This is a genomic window from Microseira sp. BLCC-F43 (genome assembly GCF_041929235.1).
GTDB lineage: Bacteria > Cyanobacteriota > Cyanobacteriia > Cyanobacteriales > Aerosakkonemataceae > Microseira.
Genome location: NZ_JBHFNP010000328.1, coordinates 1 through 3989, shown reverse-complemented (window position 1 = coordinate 3989; position 3989 = coordinate 1). Strand labels below are relative to the sequence as shown.

6 protein-coding genes are annotated in these 3989 nt (G+C 46.1%); 2 read left to right on the top strand and 4 right to left on the bottom strand.

Translation table 11 applies throughout. The features are described 5' to 3' along the window. Positions 1 to 329 precede the first annotated feature (329 nt). Positions 330 to 1682 (bottom strand): DNA phosphorothioation system restriction enzyme, encoded by a 1353-nt coding sequence (locus ACE1CM_RS44110; RefSeq protein WP_374885770.1) that lies wholly within the window; start codon positions 1680 to 1682, stop codon positions 330 to 332. A 653-nt stretch (positions 1683 to 2335) separates the two neighbouring features. Here ACE1CM_RS44110 and ACE1CM_RS44105 point away from each other — a divergent pair. Further along, complete coding sequence (locus tag ACE1CM_RS44105) at positions 2336 to 2545, top strand: hypothetical protein (RefSeq protein WP_374885769.1); 210 nt, start codon at positions 2336 to 2338, stop codon at positions 2543 to 2545. Here the strand turns inward: ACE1CM_RS44105 and ACE1CM_RS44100 are convergent. Continuing rightward, entirely contained in the window at positions 2536 to 2679 is a 144-nt protein-coding gene (locus ACE1CM_RS44100; RefSeq protein ID WP_374885767.1) for a hypothetical protein, read from the bottom strand. The genes ACE1CM_RS44105 and ACE1CM_RS44100 overlap by 10 nt on opposite strands. Positions 2680 to 2755: 76 nt before the next feature. After that, positions 2756 to 2884 carry a hypothetical protein gene (locus tag ACE1CM_RS44095; RefSeq protein WP_374885765.1) on the bottom strand — a complete coding sequence of 43 codons (129 nt, stop codon included), beginning with the start codon at positions 2882 to 2884 and terminating at the stop codon, positions 2756 to 2758. A 218-nt stretch (positions 2885 to 3102) separates the two neighbouring features. On the opposite strand from ACE1CM_RS44095, the gene ACE1CM_RS44090 reads away from it, so the two are divergent. Then, positions 3103 to 3393, top strand: coding sequence for a hypothetical protein (locus ACE1CM_RS44090; RefSeq protein WP_374885764.1), 291 nt, complete (start codon positions 3103 to 3105; stop codon positions 3391 to 3393). A 183-nt stretch (positions 3394 to 3576) separates the two neighbouring features. Here the strand turns inward: ACE1CM_RS44090 and ACE1CM_RS44085 are convergent, their stop codons facing one another. Continuing rightward, a complete protein-coding gene (locus ACE1CM_RS44085) occupies positions 3577 to 3819 on the bottom strand; it encodes a hypothetical protein (protein WP_374885762.1) in 243 nt (80 codons plus the stop codon). Between the last annotated feature and the right edge of the window lie 170 nt (positions 3820 to 3989).

Genomic DNA, 3989 nt, shown 5'->3' with positions numbered 1-3989 from the left:
ATTGATGGTGCGTTACACTGCGTTAACGCACCCTACACTTTTTAGCCATTGATGGTGCGTTACACTGCGTTAACGCACCCTACACTTTTTAGCCATTGATGGTGCGTTACACTGCGTTAACGCACCCTACACTTTTCAGCTGTTGAAGATTCAGCAAATGTAGGGTGTGTCAGGCGCATCATCTTGAGCAATTTTTACCAGTAGGTTAACAGCTTGCGCCTTTAGCACCGCCATTGATGGTGCGTTACACTGCGTTAACGCACCCTACAGTTTTTAGCCATTGATGGTGCGTTACACTGCGTTAACGCACCCTACAGTTTTTAGACGATTTAAATGTCTAACAATCCGTATCGCTTTTGCAGGTTCAGTAGTTTTACTCTTGCTTCTCCGGCGTTATCTGCTAAGTCGGCAAATTCTACTAAGCGTTTTAATTCTTTTCGTAACAAGTTGCGCTCGATTTCTAATGTTTCTCGGTCGAGTTCGGGGGGCAATACAATTGTGTCGAATAAAGTTGCTCTTTCTTTACCTGGATGGGGGCGCAAAATTCGTCCCCGCCGCTGGATAAATTGGCGCGGATTTCTACTACTGGCTAAAATTACAGCGGTTTGAATCGCGGGAATATCTACTCCTTCATCTAAACAGCGAATTGCTACTAAACCTTGCAACTCGCCGCTTTCAAATTGACACCGCAAGTTTTCTCGTTTATCTAAAGGCGTTTCGGCGGTATAGGTGCTGACTCGATATCCCAATTCTGCGCCTAAAATTTGGGTGACGGCTTTTAATTGATGTTGGTTTTCGGTTGAACCATCGCCGCAATAAAATAAGGTGTGAGTCGTGTGCAGGCGTTTCGCCATGATTTGACGCAAAGCTTTTAATTTATTAGCAGCAGATCCAATTATTCGGGAACGCTGCATCAATAAAGCTTTTAAGTCTTCGTTATCTTCGTCAAAGATATTGGATGCGTCGATACCTCGTTGCTGATATAACAGCATTCGCCCAATACTTCGGGTTAATTTTAAGTAGGCGCGGCTTTCGGATTCGGTAAGTTCTACTAATATGGGATAATAAAGATAGCGGACTAATGCACCCTGTTGAATGGCATCGGCTAAGGTGAATTCTGGCTGCAATACGGAGCCGAAATAATCATAAATAGATTGCGTGCCATCTTCGTCGAAATAGCGTTCGGGGGTGGCAGATAAAGCTAGCCGCAATCCGATGTTTTGCGGTAAGCTTTCCCCGCTACGCTTTGCGCCTAAATTATGGGCTTCGTCGCCGACAATTAAGGTTTTGTCTGGGAAATATTTTAATTGGGATTGAAAGCCTTCGCTCATCAGAGTATCGTTAGTGGTGATGATGGCAACAAACGCTTGGTTGCCCGCACGCACATTGTAGAGTTGCGTTGAAAGTTGCACTTGCCAGCGGCGCAGGGTTTCAAAGGCTAATATTGGTTCCATGCCAAATTTTTGGCATTCTCTTGCCCATTGGGTGACCAGGTGGCGAAACGGACAGACGACGAGCAATACTTGCAAGTTGATTTTTTGATAAAGTGCGGCGGTTATTGCTAGTGCAGTGATAGTTTTTCCACTTCCGGTTGCCATTTTGAGCGTGCCTCTGCCAAGATTTGCAAACCAGCTATCAACCGCTTGTTTTTGATAGGGGCGCAGTTGTAATGATGGTGGTATTTTGGGGCATCCGGGTGGTGGTTCTTTTTCTGGGGATGGGTTTAGATCGTAAGTGCCTTTTGATGCAGCGACGGATAGGATTTTGTTTATTTCCAGTAAGGGAAAAGCTTCGTTGTATAGATTTTCGGTTTTAGTCTGTTTCTCGACTTTATATACACCCTTGGATGACTTCACTTGCGTGCTGCCTTTGTTAATCAAACTGTTTGATATATTTTATTGGTTGCGTACGCTCATTGTCGGGGCAGGGCATCCGGAAATCTTCCCTTTGGTACAAAATTTATTCATGCCGTCGCTGGTTGTCGGGGCAGGGCATCCGATAATCTTCCATTTGGTGCCACATTTATTCATGCCGTGCCCCGGAGGATGCGTGAGCTGTTTTCTTGATCGACGCGGGTGGGGGTGGGTTGATCAAGATTGTCTGCTGGATGTTGATTTGTTTGGTTGCGTACGCTCATTGTCGGGGCAGGGCATCCGGAAATCTTCCCTTTGGCACCAAATTTATTCATGCCATGCCCCGGAGGGTGCGTGAGCTGTTTTATTCATCGACGCGGGTGGGGGCAGGTTTAGAGACTTATGCCAAGAAACCGGGTTTCTATGAAAAATCGTTTATGGGAACGAGAGATCGCAGCAAGAAACTTTGGTGATAGGAGCGCGTGCGTAATATCAAGTCCTTAAGCACCGGAATTGTATACTGTGGCTGCGATCGCAACGCGTTGAAGCAACAGTTGTTGACCACCAGTGAAACAAAGTCAGACCGCGAACAAAGTCGTGCTGTTGAAGTAATCTTCGACAGCGATGAAACAGCACCTCTTCTAACTCATCGAAAGACTGAAACGATCGATTGGCAATCGGTTCATTGGTGAGAGGCCACAAGCCAAGGCTGTCCGATCAATTGAGCCATCCCATCGGCAAATGCACGCCCATTCCAAATGCCGCCATCTGGAGCCAAACAGGAAAGCGCTTGTAGTAAATGTGCTTGCTGAACCTGGGACAACATGAGCTGCCGACCAGGATGACAATGGCTGCGGTCTATAAATCCTTCCTGGCCTTCAAAGTTTTAACGACGGGCAATTTTACGAATTCTGTCCTTGGTTGTAACCTGTTACTGTTTCTACCTCTTCCCTCAGGAACCCTCGTGCCAACAGCCAGACAATTTGGTAGCGCGTCCGCTCTATGGGATTAGATGCCTTTAGGTAACGCATCTCTAATTGTTTTACGTCCAGATGCGGTTCAATTGTGATATCAAGTCCGCCAGCATCGGACTTGTATATCTAGCCCCTCGCCCTCGATCGCAGAGGAGGTTGGGGATAAGGGTGCAAGTCCGATGTCACCGTACTTGATATAAGCTCTCTTCCCACAAACATCTAAACAGATGCCCCAGCACACCGACATTGGTTGGGTGTAGAGGCATTAATTACATATGGCAATTTGGCAACATCCAGACGGGTTTTTTATTTATATTCATGAGAAGTACAGACCAATAAATCAAGGAGCAATTATGGCTAGTCTAAAAATCAATGAATTACAAATCATTGACGAAATGGAAGAACTTTCTCATTTAGAGGCAGAAAGGATTTTGGGGGGCGGTTGGTTTAAAAAACTGTTTGGTTTCAGCACGCCTCAAATTTTAAAGGATTTGGATGATACTGTTCGTGAAAAAGTTCCAGGTGGTTGGCCTACTGTTATAGAAGTTGTGGCTGAATCGTTCTAATACCGCATTGAGTAGGCAACAATCTCTCATATAAACGCTGTCACAGTTTATGTGGGGGATTGTTTTGGCTCAGCAAAATCGTCCAAGCTACTGAGCATAATTTCACCCAAAAAGAGTTTGAAGCTGGTACTGCCAAAATATTAACGTCAGAGACGTTTGATAGCGAGCTTACTGGAGTTTTACTTACCTCTCCTCTTGCCAATAGATCAAAGTAAAAAATGACACAAGCGGCCTATCAACATCTAACCCCGCTTGACCATATTTGAGGGCTTCATATAGGGCGGCAATTCTTACTTCGTCAGAGGTACTTGCTAAGCGTTGCTTCACTCCCGCTAGTCCACCAAGGACAGCAGCATTCACAGGTGGTCGAGATTGACCGCCTAGTACGGCGTCGAAAGGGCGTGGTTCGTTGGGATTGTCTGGCATTTTGGGTTTTTTGGCACTACTATCGGTTTTAGCCTCTACCTGTTTTAGCGTCCATCATCCTGGAAGGGTTTTGCTCGCAAACAAATTCCCTGGGGCGGGGCACAATCCCCCCCCCCAAACCAACAAAAATCTTTGGGGGTGGGGCGCGTGCCCCCCCAAAAGGTAACGGT

What these genes read in the sequence shown, in the direction of transcription:
- ACE1CM_RS44100 (WP_374885767.1), bottom strand. Translation starts at nt 2,679, where the DNA reads ATGTTGTCCCAGGTTCAGCAAGCACATTTACTACAAGCGCTTTCCTGT.
- ACE1CM_RS44095 (WP_374885765.1), bottom strand. Translation starts at nt 2,884, where the DNA reads ATGCGTTACCTAAAGGCATCTAATCCCATAGAGCGGACGCGCTACCAA.
- ACE1CM_RS44090 (WP_374885764.1), top strand. Translation starts at nt 3,103, where the DNA reads ATGGCAATTTGGCAACATCCAGACGGGTTTTTTATTTATATTCATGAG.
- ACE1CM_RS44085 (WP_374885762.1), bottom strand. Translation starts at nt 3,819, where the DNA reads ATGCCAGACAATCCCAACGAACCACGCCCTTTCGACGCCGTACTAGGC.